Origin of the sequence: Bordetella sp. FB-8, assembly GCF_000382185.1 — a bacterium.
Classification (GTDB): Bacteria; Pseudomonadota; Gammaproteobacteria; order Burkholderiales; family Burkholderiaceae_B; genus Bordetella.
This window is the reverse complement of sequence record NZ_KB907784.1, coordinates 3,457,592-3,476,317: the sequence shown is the minus strand read 5'-3', so window position 1 is coordinate 3,476,317 and position 18,726 is coordinate 3,457,592. Positions and strand designations below refer to the sequence as shown.

Annotated in this window: 15 protein-coding genes and 1 pseudogene; 6 read left to right on the top strand and 10 right to left on the bottom strand. The window is 65.5% G+C overall.

What is annotated here, in order from left to right; genetic code table 11:
• Window positions 1-143: 143 nt before the first annotated feature.
• The 6 genes and pseudogenes from aroG (at window position 144) to glcF (ending at window position 7,418) form a co-directional block, all read left to right on the top strand.
• Complete coding sequence (gene aroG, locus H143_RS0116595) at window positions 144-1,220, top strand: 3-deoxy-7-phosphoheptulonate synthase AroG (protein WP_019939389.1); 1,077 nt, start codon at window positions 144-146, stop codon at window positions 1,218-1,220.
• A gap of 142 nt (window positions 1,221-1,362) precedes the next feature.
• Window positions 1,363-2,026 (top strand): annotated as a pseudogene (locus H143_RS23030) (peptidase S1); the annotation flags it as partial.
• A gap of 56 nt (window positions 2,027-2,082) precedes the next feature.
• Window positions 2,083-3,492, top strand: a complete 1,410-nt coding sequence (locus H143_RS0116585) for an FAD-binding oxidoreductase (RefSeq protein WP_019939387.1) — start codon at window positions 2,083-2,085, stop codon at window positions 3,490-3,492.
• A gap of 84 nt (window positions 3,493-3,576) precedes the next feature.
• Entirely contained in the window at window positions 3,577-5,076 is a 1,500-nt protein-coding gene (locus tag H143_RS0116580; protein ID WP_019939386.1) for an FAD-linked oxidase C-terminal domain-containing protein, read from the top strand.
• Window positions 5,077-5,084: 8 nt separating this feature from the next.
• Window positions 5,085-6,188 (top strand): glycolate oxidase subunit GlcE, encoded by a 1,104-nt coding sequence (gene glcE, locus H143_RS0116575; protein ID WP_019939385.1) that lies wholly within the window; start codon window positions 5,085-5,087, stop codon window positions 6,186-6,188.
• Window positions 6,189-7,418, top strand: coding sequence for a glycolate oxidase subunit GlcF (glcF, locus tag H143_RS0116570; protein ID WP_019939384.1), 1,230 nt, complete (start codon window positions 6,189-6,191; stop codon window positions 7,416-7,418).
• Window positions 7,419-7,438: 20 nt separating this feature from the next.
• On the opposite strand, the gene H143_RS0116565 is transcribed toward glcF, so the two are convergent.
• From H143_RS0116565 to hutC, 10 genes are all read right to left on the bottom strand, one after another.
• On the bottom strand, window positions 7,439-8,848 hold the full coding sequence (locus H143_RS0116565) for an FAD-binding oxidoreductase (protein WP_019939383.1): 1,410 nt from the start codon (window positions 8,846-8,848) through the stop codon (window positions 7,439-7,441).
• On the bottom strand, window positions 8,845-9,663 hold the full coding sequence (gene hutG, locus H143_RS0116560) for an N-formylglutamate deformylase (RefSeq protein ID WP_019939382.1): 819 nt from the start codon (window positions 9,661-9,663) through the stop codon (window positions 8,845-8,847). Before hutG ends, H143_RS0116565 begins: the two co-directional genes overlap by 4 nt.
• A 55-nt stretch (window positions 9,664-9,718) precedes the next feature.
• Window positions 9,719-11,107 (bottom strand): formimidoylglutamate deiminase, encoded by a 1,389-nt coding sequence (locus H143_RS0116555; RefSeq protein ID WP_019939381.1) that lies wholly within the window; start codon window positions 11,105-11,107, stop codon window positions 9,719-9,721.
• A complete protein-coding gene (hutI, locus tag H143_RS0116550) occupies window positions 11,104-12,327 on the bottom strand; it encodes an imidazolonepropionase (protein WP_019939380.1) in 1,224 nt (407 codons plus the stop codon). Before hutI ends, H143_RS0116555 begins: the two co-directional genes overlap by 4 nt.
• An 11-nt stretch (window positions 12,328-12,338) precedes the next feature.
• Window positions 12,339-12,935 carry a HutD family protein gene (locus H143_RS0116545; RefSeq protein ID WP_019939379.1) on the bottom strand — a complete coding sequence of 199 codons (597 nt, stop codon included), beginning with the start codon at window positions 12,933-12,935 and terminating at the stop codon, window positions 12,339-12,341.
• Window positions 12,932-13,600: an amino acid ABC transporter permease gene (locus tag H143_RS0116540; protein WP_019939378.1), complete on the bottom strand. Its 669-nt coding sequence runs from the start codon at window positions 13,598-13,600 to the stop codon at window positions 12,932-12,934. Before H143_RS0116540 ends, H143_RS0116545 begins: the two co-directional genes overlap by 4 nt.
• A gap of 10 nt (window positions 13,601-13,610) precedes the next feature.
• On the bottom strand, window positions 13,611-14,363 hold the full coding sequence (locus H143_RS0116535) for a transporter substrate-binding domain-containing protein (RefSeq protein ID WP_019939377.1): 753 nt from the start codon (window positions 14,361-14,363) through the stop codon (window positions 13,611-13,613).
• A 78-nt stretch (window positions 14,364-14,441) separates the two neighbouring features.
• Window positions 14,442-16,166 carry a urocanate hydratase gene (hutU, locus tag H143_RS0116530; RefSeq protein ID WP_019939376.1) on the bottom strand — a complete coding sequence of 575 codons (1,725 nt, stop codon included), beginning with the start codon at window positions 16,164-16,166 and terminating at the stop codon, window positions 14,442-14,444.
• Window positions 16,167-16,257: 91 nt separating this feature from the next.
• Window positions 16,258-17,817 carry a histidine ammonia-lyase gene (gene hutH / locus H143_RS0116525; RefSeq protein WP_081627145.1) on the bottom strand — a complete coding sequence of 520 codons (1,560 nt, stop codon included), beginning with the start codon at window positions 17,815-17,817 and terminating at the stop codon, window positions 16,258-16,260.
• Window positions 17,818-17,963: 146 nt separating this feature from the next.
• Window positions 17,964-18,722 carry a histidine utilization repressor gene (gene hutC / locus H143_RS0116520; RefSeq protein WP_051094507.1) on the bottom strand — a complete coding sequence of 253 codons (759 nt, stop codon included), beginning with the start codon at window positions 18,720-18,722 and terminating at the stop codon, window positions 17,964-17,966.
• Between the last annotated feature and the right edge of the window lie 4 nt (window positions 18,723-18,726).

Below are 18,726 nucleotides of genomic sequence, written 5' to 3'. Positions count from 1 at the left end.
TGGCGGAGGAAGGGTCGCGTTCAAGCTGAAAACAGCAAGAATTCCCCAAAGCCGCCAGCGAACCTGGCGGCTTTTTTATTGCCGCCGGCAGGCTGGCGGTCAAGCCCAGCCCCAATCCGCACACACATTCTTGGAGCAAACCCGTGTCGCACAATACCGATGACCTTCGTATCCGTGAAATCAAGGAGCTCAATCCGCCCGCGCATGTGATGCGAGAGTTTGCGGCTACGCCCGAGGTTTCCGCCACGGTGTACGAGGCGCGGCGCGCCTTGCATCGCATCCTGCACGGCATGGACGACCGTCTTATCGTGGTCGTCGGCCCTTGCTCCATCCACGACACCAAGGCCGCGCTGGAATACGCCGGCCGGCTCAAGGCCGAGCGCGACCGCCTGGCTCCGGAGCTGGAGATCGTGATGCGCGTGTATTTCGAGAAGCCGCGCACCACGGTGGGCTGGAAGGGCCTGATCAACGATCCCGACCTGGACGGCAGTTTCAATATCAACAAAGGCGTGCGGGTGGCACGCGAGCTGCTTTTGCAGATCAACAGCCTGGGCCTGCCAGCCGGCTGCGAATACCTGGATATGATCACGCCGCAATACATTGCCGATCTGGTGTCCTGGGGGGCGATCGGCGCGCGTACCACCGAGAGCCAGGTACACCGCGAACTGGCGTCGGGACTGTCATGCCCGGTCGGATTCAAGAATGGCACCGACGGTAACGTGAAAATCGCCGTCGATGCCATCAAGGCCGCTTCGCAGCCGCATCATTTCCTGTCCGTGACCAAGGGGGGGCATTCCGCCATTGTCTCGACCGCAGGCAATGAGGACTGCCATGTGATTCTGCGCGGCGGAAAAACGCCCAATTACGATGCCGCCAGCGTCGAGGCCGCCTGCCAGGAAATGGCCAAGTCCGGCCTGGCCCAGCGCATCATGATCGATGCCAGCCACGCCAACAGCAGCAAGAATCCCCAGAACCAGCCGCTGGTCATGGACGATGTGGCGCAGCAGATGGAGCATGGCGAAAGCCGCATCGCAGGCGTGATGATCGAAAGCCATCTGGTCGCCGGACGGCAGGACCACGTGTCGGGTCAGCCGCTGGTATACGGCCAGAGCGTAACCGACGGCTGCATCGACTGGGACCGCACCCGCGAGGTGCTGCAGCGCTTGGCCGATGCCGTGCGCGCGCGTCGCCTGGCGGTGGGAGTGGTCGCTGGTAAGTGAGCGGCCCGGTCGGCAGATATCGGGCGCGCAAAATCGCGCCTGGTTTACTTCTGCCTGCATAAAGACACAATGTCAGTCATTTTTCCCGAGGGATTTCGCTACCGCCGAAATGTCTGTCCATTTCATTGACGGCACGCGTTTGGCATCAGGGAGGGCCTTGTTCCGTAATATGCTGTTGCGCTAGCGCGGCCTGGCGCTGGGCGCCTGTAATGATCGCGTGACCGGTATTGAATCGGGCATAGCCGGACGGCTCGACCCCAAGTCGGGCGGCAACGATCCGACCATGACAGCGGTGACGGGCGTTTACATGGCGATGTGAAAGGTATACCTGAATGAAGAACTGCATTACACCTGCGCCGGGTCGTTTACCGGCCTGAACGACCAGGAATTTTGACCACCTGGGGTTTCCATCACATCGGCCCCACGGATGCACAGCCGTCGTCGACGCGCAGGGCCGGATTACGCGCTATATCGCCGGCGACCCGGCAGCAGTGATGGCGCTGAACATCGATCTGAAGCTGCTGTCGGGCAATGTCTATTACGATTTTGCGACACTTTTTTACTTGGTCATGATCGACCTGCAGCGCTTGCCTTTGCAAGACCCGGGCGTGCGCCGCGATCTGTCGGCGCGGTTTTATCCGTCCGGCCGCATGGTTTATCTGGACGGCGCATCGCGCACCCTGCTGCCCCGCGACCTGGGGGCGATCTACGAGGCCACGCTGAGCGATGCCCCCGCCGTGGCGCGGATACGGGCCATGCAGGTCAGGGCCTTGGGCAGTTGCCGCCTTGCCGCGGGGCGGGGTTAAGATGCACAGGCGTAGTGCGAACCATGATTCAGAACAAATAGAGACACCTGCCCATCATGAATGCTCCCCATCATCCCGAGACCTTGCGCCGTCCCATTGCCCCAGCCTGTCTGGAGGCCTTGCGTGCCCGTTTCGGCGAACGGTTTTCCGTCGCGGCGGCGGTGCGCGAGCACCACGGCAAGGATGAGTCGCCCTATATGCCTGTGCCGCCGGAAGCCGTGGTCTTCGCACACAGCACCGAAGAGGTCGCCGAGGTGGCCAGGCTGTGCAACGCACATCGCGTCCCGCTCATTCCCTATGGCGTCGGTTCCTCGCTCGAAGGCCATCTGCTGGCCGTACAGGGCGGCATCAGCCTGGATCTGTCGCAGATGAACCGGGTGCTGGCCGTCAATGCCGAGGACCTGACGGCAACGGTGCAGGCGGGCGTGACGCGTAAGCAGCTCAACGACGAAATCCGCTCCACGGGTCTGTTTTTTCCGATCGATCCGGGCGCCGACGCGAGCCTGGGTGGCATGTCGGCCACGCGCGCATCGGGTACCAACGCCGTGCGCTACGGCACCATGCGTGAGAACGTGATGTCGCTAACCGTGGTTACGGCCGACGGCCGTATCGTGAAGACCGCGGGCCGGGCGCGCAAGTCCTCCGCCGGCTACGACCTGACGCGCATTTTTGTGGGCAGTGAAGGCACGCTGGGCATCATCACCGAGGTAACCGTGCGGCTGTATCCTCAACCGGAGGCCGTGTCGGCGGCCGTATGCAACTTTCCCACGCTGGATGCCGCGGTCAAGAGCGTGATTGAAATCATTCAGATGGGCGTGCCGATCGCGCGCGTGGAGTTCATGGACGCCGCCGCGGTGCGTGCAGTCAACCTGCACAGCAAGCTCACGCTGCGCGAGACGCCCATGTTGGTGTTCGAGTTTCACGGTAGTCCCGCTGGGGTGCAGGAGCAGGCTCAGACGGTGCAGGAGATCACGGCGGAGAATGGCGGGCAGGATTTCGAATGGGCCGAACGCCCGGAAGATCGCAGCCGGCTGTGGACGGCGCGTCACAACGCCTACTTCGCGGGCGTGCAGCTGCGCCCGGGCTGCCGCGCCAGCACCACCGACGTGTGCGTACCCATTTCGCGCCTGGCCGACTGCGTGCGCGAGACGGCCGACGACCTGGCGCGCGCCAGCTTCCCCTCCATCATCCTGGGGCATGTGGGCGATGGCAATTTCCATGTGCTGATGATGCTCGACCCCGACAGCGAGCAGGAATGGCGGGAGTCCGAGGTCATCAACCACAGCCTGGTGCGCCGAGCTATCGCGGCTGACGGGACCTGCACGGGCGAGCATGGCGTAGGCCTGCACAAGATGCAGTTCATGCTGGAGGAGCATGGCGAGGCCGCGCTGGCGCTGATGCGTAGCCTCAAGCATGCCTTCGATCCCAACAATATCCTTAATCCGGGCAAGATCATCGCTTGGTGATGGTCGCCTCCCGGCCTTGCCTGTCGCTTCTTGCGGGTTTGTCCCGGTGGGCGTCAGGGTGCGTCCCGCTTATTGTGTTTGCCCATGAATACCGTCGTCGATAGCGGCCTGGCTCCCGGGTCGGATTCCCATTCGGCAGTGCCTCTGATCGAGGCGCTGCGTCGTATTTTGCCTGCGCATTGTGTGCTGTTTCGAGCAGAAGAAACCCGGCCCTATGAATGCGACGGTCTACCGCTATACCGCTGTCTGCCCGCGGCGGTGGTGCTGCCCGAGAATGAGGCGCAAGTCTGCGCGGTGCTCAAACTGTGCAAGCGCATGAACGTGCCGCTGGTGCCGCGCGGCGCGGGCACGGGCCTGTCGGGCGGCGCCTTGCCGCACGAGCGCGGCGTGTTGATTGGACTGTCCAAGCTCAACCGCATCAAGCGTATCGACCGCCAAGCCTGCGTGGCCGTGGTCGAGTCCGGCGTGCGCAATCTGGCCATATCCGAGGCGGCTGCGCCATATGGCCTGTACTATGCGCCCGATCCTTCCAGCCAGATCGCCTGCTCGATCGGCGGCAACGTGGCCGAGAACTCCGGCGGCGTGCACTGTCTCAAATACGGACTGACCGTGCATAACGTGCTGCGGGTGCGCATGGTGACCATCGAGGGCGACGTGGTGGAGCTGGGTTCCGAGGCGCCTGACGCGCCGGGTGTGGACCTGCTGTCGGTATTCATCGGTTCGGAAGGCATGCTGGGCATCGTCACCGAAGTGACGGTCAAGCTGATACCCAAGCCGGCCTGCGCGCAGGTGGTGATGGCGAGCTTTCCCAGCGTGGAGGCGGCCGGCCGCGCGGTCACCCAGGTGATTGCCGCAGGTATCATTCCTGCTGGCCTGGAGATGATGGATCGTCCCTCGGTACACATGGTTGAGCCTTTCGTGAAGGCCGGCTACGACCTGGATGCGCAGGCCATCTTGCTGTGCGAGTCCGACGGCACGCCCGAGGAGGTCGCCCACGAGATCGAGCGAATCGAGGCGCTGTTTCGTGAAGCGGGCTCCACGCGCTGTCAGATTTCGGGCAGCGAGGCCGAGCGCCTGCGGTTCTGGGCCGGCCGCAAGAACGCCTTTCCCGCCGCTGGCAGGGTGTCGCCCGATTACTACTGCATGGATGGGACCATTCCGCGCCGTCATCTGGCACGGGTGCTGACTGCCATCGAGCAGATGGAAGACGACTACGGCCTGCGCTGCGCCAACGTGTTTCATGCGGGGGATGGCAATCTGCATCCCTTGATCATGTTCGACTCGAACAAGCCCGAGGAGGTCGAACGTGCCGACAAGTTCGGCGCCGCCATTCTCGAGTTGTGCGTGCAGGTGGGAGGAACCGTGACTGGAGAGCACGGTGTGGGCATGGAGAAGATAAATCAGATGTGCGTGCAATTCACGCGGGACGAGCTCGATACCTTCACCGCAATCAAGAAGGCTTTCGATCCGCCCATGCTGCTCAATCCCGAGAAAGTCATACCGACGCTGGCGCGTTGCGCCGAATACGGCAAGATGCACGTGCATGGCGGCGAAATGATGTTTCCCGACTTGAGCCGCTTCTAGGGGGCGGCATGGAATTCGTACTGTCCGAGCTGGCCGAGCAGGTTTTGACGGCGCGTGCCGCCAAGAAATCCCTGTTCATTACCGGCGGTGGAACTAAATCGTTCTACGGCAATCACCGGGCCCTGCTGCCTCAGGACGAGCACTATCAGCTCGACATGACCGTCTATCGCGGCATCGTCAACTATCACCCGTCCGAGCTGGTGGTGACGGCCCGCGCCGGCACGCCGCTGGCCGAGCTCGAGTCCGAGCTGGAGCGCAGCGGGCAGATGCTGGCTTTCGAACCGCCGCATTTCGGCGCCGCCGCGACGGTGGGCGGTTGCGTGGCGGCGGGCCTGGCGGGTCCGCGCCGCATGGCCGCGGGCAGTGTGCGCGACTTCGTGTTGGGGGTGCGCGTGCTGGATGCGCAGGGCAATCTGACCTCCTTTGGTGGCGAGGTCATGAAGAATGTGGCCGGCTACGATGTGTCGCGTCTGATGGCCGGCTCCCTGGGTATCTTCGGTGCGCTGCTGGAAGTCTCGCTCAAAGTGTTGCCGCGTCCGCTCGAAGAATCCACGCGTGTGCTCGAAGCGACCCAGGACGAGGCCTTGAAGCTTTTCACGGATTGGCGCAGCCAGCCGTTGCCGATCTCGGCATCGGCCTGGATGCCGGACGAGGTCGCCTCCGGCGGGGGGAGGCTGGCCGTGCGCCTGTCCGGCGCGCCGCCCGCTGTGCGGGCTGCCGTGGCGCGTATCGGTGGCGACGATCTGGGCGATGCCCGCGCCTGGTGGCGCAGCCTGCGCGAACAGACCCATGACTTTTTCGATCGCGAACGGCCTTTGTGGCGCGTGGCGCTGCCGCCGACGGTGCCCTCCCTGGACTGCGGGCCGATGCTGCTTGAGTGGGGCGGCGCGCAGCGCTGGTTCAGCGGTTCGGCCGACGCCAATGCATTGCGCGCGGCGGCCGAGCGCGCAGGCGGCCATGCGACGCTGTTTCGTGCCGCTGAGGGGGGCGAACCCGAGGGCGGGGTCTTCCATCCCTTGCCGCCGGGCGTGGCCACGATCACGCGGCGGCTCAAGCAGGAACTCGATCCATCAGGCCTGTTCAATCCGGGCCGGCTCTATCCGGAGCTTTAAATGCAGACCCATCTGGCTTCCTGGGCGCAAGACACCGAACCGGGCAAGGAGGCGGACGCCATCCTGCGCCGCTGCGTGCACTGCGGCTTTTGCTCGGCCACCTGTCCAACCTATCAGGTCCTGGGCGACGAGCTGGACAGCCCGCGCGGGCGCATCTATCTGATCAAGCAGGTGTTCGAGGGGGCCGAACCGACGGTGGCAACGCTGCAGCACCTGGACCGCTGCCTGACCTGCCGCAACTGCGAGGCGACCTGTCCGTCGGGCGTGCAATATGGCCATCTAGTCGATATAGGCCGCAAGGTGGTGGCTGAGCGCGTGTCGCGGCCTCTGGTGCAGCGCCTGCAGCGGTTCATGCTGCGCAAGGGCCTGAACTCTTCCTGGTTCGCGCCGGCCTTGCGGTTGGGGCAATCGCTGCGCAGCCTGTTGCCGCCGGGAGTACGGCGCAAGGTGCCGGCTCGGCGCGAGGTCGGCGTGCTGCCCGACGCGTCGCGCCATGAACGCCAGGTGCTGATGCTGGCCGGCTGCGTGCAGCCGGCCATGATGCCCACGATAGACGCGGCCACCATCCGCGTGCTCGATGCGATCGGAATCGGTGCGCGCGTGGCATCGAGCGGCGGTTGTTGCGGCGCGATCAATTTTCATCTGGATGCGCAGGACGAGGCGCTGGCGCAGATGCGCGCCAATGTGGATGCGTGGTGGCCGCTGGTCGAGCGCGGCCAGATCGAGGCTATCGTGATGAACGCTTCAGGCTGTGGTGCGATGGTCAAGGAGTATGCGCACCATCTGCGTGGAGATCCGGACTATGCCGAACGCGCGGCGCGCGTCGTGGCCTTGGTCAAGGATGTGGCTGAGGTTGTGGCGCCTCATGCGACCGAACTGAAGGCGCGCATGCCATCGACCGATGCGCGCACCGCGTTTCATCCGCCGTGCACCTTGCAGCATTGGCAGGGGCTGCGGCCCCTGAGCGAGACGTTGCTGGCCGATCTGGGATTTGCGCTGCAGCCCTTTGCCGAAACGCATTTGTGCTGCGGCTCGGCGGGAGCTTATTCAGTGCTCGAGCCAGACCTGTCGCTGTCCTTGCGGGACCGCAAGCTGTCGCACCTAGAGCAGGCCCGGCCCGACGTGATCGTCTCTTCCAATATGGGGTGTATCGGACACCTGCAGAGCGGGACGCAGGTTCCGGTCAGGCACTGGATCGAGGTCGTGGACGAGCGGCTGCGAGGGACTTGATTGCCGATCTGGCGGTGTGCTTACCGCTGCGCAAGGATTTTGCCGGGGTTGAGCAGGCCGTGCGGGTCGAGCGCCTGCTTGAGCGCCCGCATGGCAGTCAGTTCGGCAGGAGTGCGGCTGGCGGGCAGGTAGGGCTGTTTGATGCTGCCGATGCCGTGTTCGGCCGAGATGCTGCCGCCCGCTTCCGACACCCGTGTATAGACCAGCTCGTCGACCATATGCTCGGCTTGCGCGCGGCTGGCAGCCGGGATGTGGCGGGCATCGACGCTGATATGCAGATTGCCGTCGCCGATGTGGCCGAAGCGCAGCATTACCGGCTGTGGCAGGCCTGGCCAGCGCCTGCGCATCTCGTCCGCGCAGGCCTGGGCCACCTCGCCTATCTTGGGTAGGGGCAGGCTGACGTCGAAGTTGATCGGATCCATGCGGGTGGGGAATTCGGCCGGGGCCTCTCGTACGCGCCATAGTGCCGCCGACTGGGCTTCGGATTGCGCCACGACGGCATTGGACAGGTCGCCGGCATCCATGGCCAGTCCCAAGGCGTCCTGCAGCTGTTCGGCCAGCGCGGCGGCGTCGTTGCCGATGACGGCGATCAGCGCATAGAACGGGTGCTTGTCGGCCATGGCCGAGCGGGCCTGCATCCACTGCAGGGAGGTTTCGTAGAAATCGTCCCACATCAGTTCGAACGAGGTCAACGCCCCGGGAAAATACTGCTGCAGCCGGCCCAGCACAGCCAGCGCGGCTTCGTAGCGGGGCAGGCCCAGCAGCGCGGTGGCGCGGCTGCGCGGCGCGGGGCGCAGTCGCAGCAGGGCGCGAGTGACGATGCCCAGCGTGCCCTCCGAACCGATGAACCACTGCTTGAGATCGTAGCCGGTATTGTTCTTGAGCATGGGGCGCAGCATGGGCAGCACGGTGCCGTCGGCCAGCACGACCTCCAGGCCCAGCACCTGCTCGCGCATCATGCCGTACTGCAGGACTTCCATGCCGCCGGCGTTGGTGCTGATGTTGCCGCCGATCTGGCAGGAACCGCGCGCGCCCAGGTCCACGCCGAACAGCATGCCAACTTCGCGTGCGGCTTGCTGTATGGACTGCAAGGTCGCGCCGGCCTGGACCTGCAGCGTGGCGCTGGATGCGTCGACGGACTCGATGGCGCTCATGCGCGCAAGCGACAAAGCGACCGTATCGGCCGCCGGGATGGCGCCGCCGGCCATGCCGGTCAGGCCCCCCTGAGGCGTGACGGGAACGCGATGCGCGTTGCAGACGCGCAGGACTTGCGAGACTTCTTCGGTGCTGGCGGGCAGCAGCAGGGCCAGCGGCTGCGTGGGCGTGTGGCCGCTCCAGTCGGTATAGTGCGCCAGGGGGATGTCCTGGCCGGTGCGCAGGCCCTTGTCGCCCAGGATGACGCCCAATTCGTCGATGAATGCGTGGCTCATATCGCCTTGCTCCGCAGAAAGTGCAGCATGGCCTGGAGCATGCGCTGCAGATGGGGCTGAATCCCGGCGGCCATGTGTGGCAGGTAGTCGAAGGGCGGCGTTTCCTGCATGTAGGTGCTTTGGCACATTTCGAGCTGGACGGCGTGTACGCCGTCCAGCGGCCGGCCGTAATGGCGGGTGATGTAGCCCCCGGTATAGCGGCCGTTCAGTACCCACGTATAGCCAGAAGCCTCGCCAGCGACGGCGGTGAGGGCCTGCGTCAGGGCGGCGTCGCAGGTGGCGCCTCTGTTGGTGCCGAAGTTCAGGTCGGGCAATTTGCCTTCGAAGAATTGCGGTAGTACAGAACGGATGGAGTGAGCATCCCACAGGCCTGCAACGCCATGCTCGGCGCGTATGCGTTTGAGTTCTTGCTCGAGCTTGGCGTGATAGGGGCACCACACGGTTTCGCGGCGCTCGGCGATCTCGGCGTCGCCGGGTTCGTCCGCTTTGCTGCGGTAGACCGCCGTGGCGTCGAAGGTGCTAGTCGGGCACAGGCCCGTGGTGGCCTGACCGGGATAGAGACTGGCGCCATCCGGTGGACGATTCAGATCGATGACGTAGCGCGAGTGCGTGGCCACCAGGATCGAAGCGCCCAGCTGGCGGGCGAACTCGTAGAGCCGCTCCAGATGCCAGTCCGTGTCGGGTACGTGTCGCGCGTTCTCTGACAGGTGCGCAGCGATGCCCGGCGGTATGTAAGTGCCGGAGTGCGGCATGGACAGCAGCAGCGGCTCGGTGCCCTGATGAAAATGAAAGGCGGGGCGGTCTGTGATGGACATGATGAACGCAGTTGTATGAAAAAATTGAGCGGGCGCGCTGGGGCCCACGGATGCCTTATGAGCGCATGACCCGGGCGCGCGCCTGAGCGAATGCGGCAGCGGCCTGTTCATGCAGAGCGTGACGGCCGCGCGTGATGCGTTCGACGCCGCCGCAGAACACGCGGTCGACCGCGGAGGTGCGATGGCTGGCGAACACATGGCCCGACAGCATGGCGCAGGCGGGCAGGCCGCGCAGGGCCGTATGCTCGGCGTCGAGCACAATAAAGTCGGCGCGCTCTCCGGCGTTCAGGCCTGCAATCTTACGCCCCGACGCCTGCGCGCCGCCGCGCACGGCGGCAAGCATCATGTGCGTGGCGACATCGGGATGCCTGGCGCTGGCGGCGACATTGCGCTGGCGCAGGGCCAGCCGTTGGCTGTATTCCAGCATCAGCAATTCCTCTGCGGCGTTCACAGTGGCATGGCTGTCCGAGCCCAGGCCCCAGGCGCCGCCCGCGGCCTGCCAGGCGGGCAGGTCGAAGATGCCGTCGCCCAGATTGGCTTCGGTGGTGGGGCACAGTCCGGCCACCGCCCGGCTATGTGCGGCATCGCGGTATTCGTCCGGTGTCATGTGCGTGGCGTGCACCAGGCACCAGCGCGCGTCGACCGGCATGTGCTCCAGCAGCCAGCGCACCGGACGCCTGTCGCTCCAGGCCAGGCAGGCGTCGACCTCTGCAGTCTGCTCGGCGATGTGGATATGCACTGGTGCGGTTGCGTCCTGCGCGTGCAGTCCGGCTACGGCCTCGGCCAATGCCTGGGGCGGCACGGCGCGCAGCGAATGGGGCGCCAGGCCCAGCCGCGCGTCTTGCGCCGCGCACAGCGGGCGCAGGGCGGCCAGCATGTCGAGCATGGCCTGCGTTTCATTGAGGAAGCGGCGCTGGCCCTCGCCCGGTGGCTGGCCGCCGAAGCCGCCGCTCTGGTAGAGCACCGGCAGCAGGGTCAGGCCGATGCCCGCAGACTCGGCGGCGCGCAGCAGTGCATGGGAGAGCTCGGTGCGGTCGGCATAGGGCTGGCCGTCGCGATCGTGATGTACGTAGTGGAATTCGCAGACCGAGGTATAGCCTGCTTGTAGCATTTCCACGTAAAGCCAGGTCGCGATGGTCTCAAGTAGTTCGGGCGTGATCTGCGCGGCGAAACGGTACATCTGCGTGCGCCAGCTCCAGAAGCTGTCCTGCGCCTGACCGCGGTATTCGGTCAGGCCGCCGAAGGCGCGCTGGAAGGCATGCGAATGCAGATTGGGCATGCCGGGCAGCACCGGTCCGTTTGCGTGCGCCGCGCTGGCCGGGCAGGGAACACCGGCTTGCACGGACGTGAATTGGCCCGCTCCGTTCCAGACGAGCAGGACGTCCTCGGCCCAGCCTTCGGGCAACAGCGCATGCGCCGCATGCAATTGGTGTATTTGCGTCATGATGTCGCTATGCGTCCTTGGCGGACGATGGCGTGGACCGGGCGCTGGCCGAACCAATAGGCCAACTCGGAGGGCTCTTGCAGCGACCACAGCACGAAATTGGCGGGACGGCCCAGGTGCAGCGCGCCATGCGTATCGGCGATGCCCAGGGCGCGCGCCGCATGCAGGGTGATGCCCGCCAGGACCTCCGGCACTGTCAGGCGAAACAGCGTACAGGCCATATTGGCCATGAGCAGCAGGCTGAGCGCGGGCGAGGTGCCAGGATTGTGGTCGGTGGACACCGCCATGGGCACGCCGGCCGCGCGCAGTGCGGCAATGGGCGGCAGGTGTGTATCGCGCAGCGCATAGTAGGCGCCGGGCAGCAGCACTGCCACGGTCCCGGCCGCTTTCATGGCGTCTATGCCTTGCTGCGACAGATGCTCGATATGGTCGCAAGACAGGGCTCGATAACGCGCGGCCAGGGCCGCGCCATCCATGTCGGACAGCTGTTCGGCATGCAGTTTGACGGGCAGGCCCAGGGACTGGGCTGTGCGAAAGACTTGCTCGGTTTCGGCCAGCGAAAAGGCGATACGCTCGCAGAACACATCCACCGCATCGACCAGACCTTCGGCGGCCAGGGCGGGCAGCATCTCCTCGCAGACCAGGTCGATGTAGCCGCCGCTTCTGTCTGTGTACTCGGGTGGCAGGGCGTGGGCCCCGAGGAAGGTGGCGCGCACCGTCACGCCATAGTCCAGTCCGAGGCGGCGAACCACGCGCAACTGCTTGCGCTCGTGTTCGAGCGCCAAGCCATAGCCGGACTTGATTTCGACGGCGCAGACACCCTCGTCCAGCAGGGCTTGCAGGCGCGGCGCGGCGCTGGCGTAGAGTTCGTCCTCGCTGGCTGCGCGCGTGGCGCGCACGGTCGAGACGATGCCTCCGCCGCTGCGGGCGATGGTCTCGTAATCGGCCCCTTCCAGGCGCATGGCGAATTCATTGGCACGCTGGCCGCCGTACACCAGGTGAGTGTGGCAATCGACCAGGCCCGCAGTCGCCAGGCTGCCTTGGCCGTCATGACGGGGAAGTTCGGCGTGTTCGATGGGCAGAATCGCCTCCAGACCTATCCAGGCCAGCTTGCCCTCGCGCACCACCAGACACATGCCAGGCAGGACCGAGCCGTCGGTCTGCATCAGACGCAGGTTGTGCCAGAGGCCGTCGGCGCCGGGCAGCGCGGAAAAATCCATCCTGGCCGGGCTCATGGTTGGGCCGTTGCGTGCATGCGCACGCAGATCAGGGCGGCATCGGCGCAGAGAGGCTCGAGCCGCCAGGCCAGGCTCTCCTCGGCCCACCAGCCGCCCTGGCCAGGCTCGAGCCCGTACTGCGTCGTGTTGGTTGAGGCATGGGCATGCCAGCGGCCCTGCGCGGCCAGCAGCATACCGTGCGCGGACGCCGCGCTCGATGCGGATGCGCGCAGCACCTTTATTTCCGCACCGAGCAAAGCCCTGCGCGTCATGACGTTCAAGTCGCTGGACACTGCGCCCAGCATGGTGCCGTGGATCATGGCTTCACCGGGAAAAGGAAAAGGCTCGAGCGGCCGGTTCAACACATGATCGATCGCGCCATCGCTTGACGCCAGCCGCACGCCCGGTCCGTCCAGCAGGGTAATGATGCGGTCCACGCCCGCAAACGCCGAGAACGGGCCGCTGGCGGCGATGGCAGCAATACTCAGCCGCCATTGGAAATCGTCCATGCCTGCGCCCGGTGGCCAGCAGGCGATCTCGCGGGTGACGCCGCCGCCGTTCTTCCAGGGCGACGCGGGTAGGGTGGCGCGGTCGAATCGCTGCAGGCTCATCGCACCAGTCCTCCGGCGCGCAGGCGCCTTTCGAGTCCGTACAAGGCCAAGGCCGTGATGCCGGTCAACACGAAATACACGAGGCCGATGACCAGGTAAACCTCCAGCGAGCGATAGGAAACGCTGATGATCTTCTGGCCTTCGTGCATGAGATCCTGGATGGTCAAGAGCGATACCAGGGCCGAATTTTTAATGAGTGCGATGAATTCATTGCCCAGCGGCGGGATCATACGCACGAAAGCCTGGGGCAGGATGACGTGACGCATGGCCTTGCGCGGCGTCATGCCGATGGATAGGGCGGCTTGCAGCTGTCCGCCCGAGACCGATTGGATGGCGCCGCGCACGATCTCCGAGACATAGGCCGCAGAGTACATGCCCATGCCGATCACGCCGCAGAAAAAGGCCGGCAGCAGTATGCCGAAGTAAGGCAGGCCGAAGAACCAGATAAAGAGCTGGACCAGGAGGGGCGTGCCGCGGATTACGGCCAGGTAGGCCGTGCAGAAACCGTAGACGATGCGGTGGCCGGAAGACAGCCGCCCAATGCCGATCAGCAAGCCCAGCACGCAGCTCAGCGCCAGCGCGCCGAGCGTGACCGCCACGGTGATCAGCGTGCCGTGAAGCAGGTCATGCCAGCCGGCGAGGACCGGCGAGAAGTCCAGGCGCATCGGCGCGTCCTTATTTGTCGTTGGAGAGCCACTTGTGCACGATCTTGTCGTAGGTGCCGTCGGCCTTGAGTTGCGCGAGCGCCTTGTTCAGCGCGGCCGTGAGCTGGGGTTCGCCTTTGCTAACCGCCATGCCGTAGGCTTCGGTGGTGAGTGGCTTGGGCAGCACTTTGAGCGTGCCTTTGGTGCGCGCGAATTGATAGGCTGCGGGCATGCCCGTGACCGCGGCGTCGGCGCGGCCGATCTCGACCAGGTTGAACATCTGCTCGTTCTGCTCTACCTCGACGGTGTGTATCCTGGGGTAGTGGGTCTTGAGGTATTCAACCGACTTGGTTCCAACCTGAACGGTGACGTTCTTGCCGTCCAGGTCGGCGATCGACTTGATGGCGTCGTTGTTCTTCTTGACCATGACCACCAGCCCGCCGGCGTAGTACGAGTCGCCGAAATCCACTACTTTGGCGCGTTCGGGCGTGATGTAGATGGCCGATACCGCCATGTCGAAGCGGCCCGAGAGCACACCCGGGATCAGGCCCTTGAAGTCGATCTGGGTCCACTGCACGGTCTTGCCCATCTGCTTGGCCAGGGCGTTGGTGAGGTCGATGTCAAAGCCGGTCATCTTGCCGTTTTCGACGAACTCCATGGGTGGGAACGTGGCGTCGGTGGCGATGCGGATGACATGATCGGCGGCCAGGGCCGGCGCGGCGCTCGCCAGGGTCAGGCTGCAGGCCAGCAGGGCGCGGGCCAGGAAGGTGCGACGGTTTTGCATGGAATCCCCTTGTTGTGAATGTCGGTACCTCGGGCGCGCTCGGGCCGATACTGGCCCGGGTGTCTGGGCCGACGCGTTCTATTTCACCATAGGCAGGTTCAGCCTGTGCCTTTTGGCCGTCTGCACGGCCTGGTCGTAGCCGGCGTCGGCGTGACGCATGACGCCGGTGGCCGGGTCGTTCCACAGCACGCGGGCCAGACGCGCGTCGGCTTCCTGCGTGCCGTCGCATACGATTACCATGCCGGCGTGCTGCGAATAGCCCATGCCCACGCCGCCGCCGTGGTGCAGGCTGACCCAGGTGGCCCCGCCCGCGGTGTTGAGCAGCGCGTTGAGCAGGGGCCAGTCGGACACCGCGTCGGTGCCGTCGCGCATCGCCTCTGTTTCGCGGTTGGGGCTGGCCACCGAACCGGTGTCCAGGTGATCGCGGCCGATCACGATGGGCGCCTTCAGTTCGCCCTTGCGCACCATTTCGTTGAACGCCAGGCCGGCCTTGTGGCGCTCGCCCAGTCCCAGCCAGCAGATGCGCGCGGGCAGCCCTTGGAAGCTGATGCGCTCGCGCGCCATGTCCAGCCAGCGGTGAGTGTGCTTGTTATCGGGAAAGAGCTCCTTGATCTTGGCGTCCGTCTTGTAAATGTCCTGCGGGTCGCCCGACAGCGCCACCCAGCGGAAGGGCCCCTTGCCTTCGCAGAACAGCGGGCGGATGTAGGCCGGCACGAAACCGGGGAAGTCAAAGGCATTGGCCACGCCCTCGTCGTAGGCCACTTGGCGGATGTTGTTGCCGTAGTCCACCGTTGGGATGCCCATGGCCTGGAAGTCGAGCATGGCCTGGACATGCGCGACGCAGGAGCGGGCAGCCGCGGCCTTGAGCTCTGCGTGGCGCGCCGGGTCGGCGGCGGCATCGCGCCATTGCTGCACGGTCCAGCCCGCGGGTAGGTAGCCGTTGATGAGGTCGTGCGCCGAGGTCTGGTCGGTGACCAGGTCCGGTTTGATGCCGCCGGCGCGGGCGCGCCTGACCAGTTCGGGCAGGATCTCGGCCGCGTTGCCCAGCAGCGCGATGGAAACGGCCTGTTTCGCGGCGGTGTGCTGCGCGATGAGCGCGATGGCCTGGTCGATGTCCTTGGCCTGCTTGTCCACATAGCGGGTGCGCAGGCGAAAGTCGATGCTGCGCTGCTGGCATTCGATGTTGAGCGAGACGGCGCCAGCCAGCGTGGCGGCCAGCGGCTGCGCGCCCCCCATGCCTCCCAGGCCGGCAGTCAGAATCCATTTTCCCGATAGATCGTTGCCGTAGTGCTGGCGGCCGGCTTCGACGAAAGTCTCGAAGGTGCCCTGAACGATGCCTTGGCTGCCGATATAGATCCAGCTGCCAGCCGTCATCTGGCCATACATGAAGAGGCCCTTGCGATCGAGCTCGTTGAAGTGTTCCCAGTTGGCCCAGCGCGGCACCAGATTGGAGTTGGCAATGAGCACGCGCGGGGCGTTTTCATGGGTTTTGAAGACGCCGACGGGCTTGCCGGACTGGACCAGGAGGGATTCGTCGGCTTCGAGCTTGCGCAGACTGGCCAGGATCTGGTCGTAACTGGCCCAGTCCCGCGCGGCGCGGCCGATGCCGCCGTAAACGACCAGATCCTGCGGACGCTCGGCTACGGCGGGGTCCAGATTGTTCTGAATCATGCGATAGGCCGCTTCGATGAGCCAGTTCTTGCAGTGCAGCTGGTTACCGGTGGGGGCATGGATGACGCGGCTGGAGTCGTGGCGGGCGGCGGCGGTGGCGGCGGCCTGGGAAGTGCGGGTGTCGGCGTTCATGGTTTCTGGTGTCCTTGCAGGTGGAGCTGGCTGTGCTGCGCTTGCGTGCTTACTCATTGACAGTGCGCGCTCAAATGACGATGGCTGTCTTTTATTGATGCGACGGCAGGATGTTTTGCAGCGCCGCGGGCCATTCGGAATTGAGCGCCCATTGCTTCATCGCCTCGATATCGTCGGCCAGGTAGCGGTCCTTGTCGAGGAAGGCGACTTTCGTCCTGATGCGGGCAAATTCGGCTTCGATCAGGGGCGAGCTCTTGGGGCCGCGCCTGAGTTCCATGCCCTGCGCGCCGGCCATGGCCTCGATGCCCAGGACGACCGCCGTGTTGCCCACCATCTCGGCCAGGCGGCGGCCGGCATAGGTGGCCATGGATACGTGGTCTTCCTGGTTGGCCGAGGTGGGCAGGCTGTCGACACTGGCGGGGTGCGCGTGGGACTTGTTTTCCGAGGCCAGGGCTGCGGCGGTGACCTGGGCGATCATGAAGCCGGAGTTGACGCCGCCATCCTCGACCAGAAAGGGCGGTAGGCCAGACAGGCCGCTGTCCAGAAGCAGGGCCAAGCGGCGCTCGGCGATTGCGCCGATCTCGGCGACGGCCAGGGCAATGATGTCGCTGGCGAAGGCGACGGGTTCGGCGTGGAAGTTGCCGCCGGAGATGACATCGCCGTTGTCGAACACGAGCGGATTGTCGGAGGCGGCGTTGGCTTCGGTGGCGAGCACGCGCGCGGCGTGCGTGAGGTTGTCCAGGCAGGCGCCCATGACTTGCGGGATACAGCGCACGGAGTAGGGGTCCTGCACGCGGCCGCAGTTGGCGTGCGAGGTCACGATCTGGCTGCCCTCGAGCAGGGCGCGCATGGCCCCGGCCACCGCGATCTGTCCGGCTTGGCCGCGCGCGGCATGGATGCGCGCGTCGAAGGGCTTGACCGAGCCCTGGATGGCTTCGAGCGACAGGGCGCCGGACACCAGGCCTGCGGCCACCAGGCGTTCGGCGCCGAACAGGCCCGCCAGGCCCAGCGCGGTCGAGACCTGGGTGCCGTTGAGTAAGGCCAGGCCTTCCTTGGGACCGAGTACGAAGGGGGCCAGGCCGATGCGCTTCATGGCTTCACGGCCGGAGATGGTCTGACCCTCGGGGGTGTCGGCGCTGCCTTCGCCGATCAGCACGCAGGCCAGGTGGGCCAGCGGGGCCAGGTCGCCCGAGGCGCCTACCGAACCCTTGGAGGGGATGCGCGGCAGGATGCCGGCGTTGTGCAGGCCCAGTAGGGCGTCCACCAGTTCCGGGCGCACCCCGGAATGGCCGCGCGCCAGGCTTACGGCCTTGGTGGCCAGCACCAGGCGCACCACCGACGGCGGCAGCGGATCGCCTGTACCCACACTATGCGAGATCACCAGATTGCGCTGCAGTTCGGCCAGCCGTTCGGGCGCAATGCGTGTGCTGGCCAGCTTGCCGAAGCCGGTGTTGATGCCATAAACGGTCGCGCCGGTATCGACGATGTGCCGCACGGCCGCTTGCGAGGCCCGCAGCACGGCTTGCGAGTCCGGATGCAGCGCGAGGGCGGAACCGCCCGCGTGGATGCGGCGCAGGTCGGACAGGCCGACGCGACCGGGTTCTAGCACGAGTCCGGCGGTGGACGAAGAGGAGTCGCTTGCGTTCATCATGGTGAGATGGACCTTGGTTGTCTTGTCTTGTATATACAAGCTAAACAATAACGCACTCCCCCAGGTTTTGTTGATCTAGGGATTTCCCTGGGTCATGCCGGAACCGCGCTGCGCTGCGCCGGGCCTTGTCTACGACGGGGGAAGATTCAACTGCTCGCCAGGAGGCCGCCCGGCGTGAAGCGGCTGCCGAGCTGATAGCGGGTGCTGGGATGCAGGCAGCGCACCAGCGTGACCGGCAGGCCATGGGTCCAGGTGCGGCGGGTCAGCAGCAGGCAGGGCTGGCTGGCTTGCATTTCAAGTTGGCGGGCTTGTTCGGCACTGGGTAGTACGGCGTCGATGACGTGTTCGATCTGGTCGCAGGGAATGTTGCGCAGCAAGTATTCGGAAGGCTGAACCAGTGTGAAGTCCTGCAGGCCGAATTGCGGCGCGGCCTGCGGGTTGACATAGCGGTCTTCGAGCTGCACGGGCACGCCGTCCTCGCGATGCACGCACAGGGTATGAAAGACCGACATGCCCACGTTCAAATTCAGCGCGGTGGCCACTTCCAGCGGCGCCGAGACGCGTTCGCTCACCAGCACGTCGCAGTGGTAGTCGTGGCCGCGGCGGCGGATTTCCTCGGCCAGGTTGGCGATATGCAGCAGCGTGGACTGCGGTTTTTCGCGCGCGACGAAACTGCCCACGCCGGCGATGCGCTCGACCTGGCCCTGCGCGGTGAGCTCGCGCAGGGCACGGTTGACCGTCATGCGCGAGATGCCGAACTGCGCCACCAGCTCGTGTTCGGACGGCAGACGATGGCCGGGCGGCCAGGCGCCGTTGGTGATGTTGCGCGAGATGAAGTCCTTGATTTGCTGGTACAGGGCCACGGAGCCGGGGCGTGCCTGGGCATTGTTCATGGTGGGATGCATGGCG